The 476-nt window shown below is 28.8% G+C and carries 1 protein-coding gene; it reads left to right on the plus strand.

Annotation, left to right across the window (positions count from 1 at the left end; translation table 11 throughout):
• Positions 1-268: 268 nt before the first annotated feature.
• A complete protein-coding gene (locus Q3304_RS20920) occupies positions 269-466 on the plus strand; it encodes a hypothetical protein (protein ID WP_407815223.1) in 198 nt (65 codons plus the stop codon).
• Positions 467-476 lie beyond the last annotated feature (10 nt).

A 476-nucleotide genomic window follows, 5' to 3' on the forward strand; every position in this document is an offset into this window, starting at 1 on the left:
TGTTAGTTCAATTCTAACTATGTTCAAAATCTATTGATACACTATATTAAGTATTTGAATTGAGATTAAAATCTCATACAATTTTGTATCTTAATTCAGAGGTCTAAAAAGAGTGGGGCTTGGTAACCTCACTCATCATGTGAGTACTGGTGTTTAATCTAGGTTCGATTCCTAGAACTTGCTCCCTTGAAGAATATGTATCCCCCTTTTAAAAGACTAAGTTACCCCTACTTAGTCTTTTTATTTTGTAGACAAGGAGAATAAAAACATGAATGATTTAAGAGAAAAGATAATAAAAGAATTAGATGAATTTAATATAGATGCAGATGATGAATTTTTAGATTATGGAGTTGAATATGTTGAGAGTTTTATAGGAAAAAGTGCTATTAGTGAAGATTTATTGATAAGGGGATTAGTGCTTATGGCAAATTATATAGTAAATATGGAAAGTAAAGATTTAGATTAATTTCTAAGTC

Source organism: Clostridioides sp. GD02377 (assembly GCF_045899875.1).
Classification (GTDB): Bacteria; Bacillota; Clostridia; order Peptostreptococcales; family Peptostreptococcaceae; genus Clostridioides; species Clostridioides difficile_A.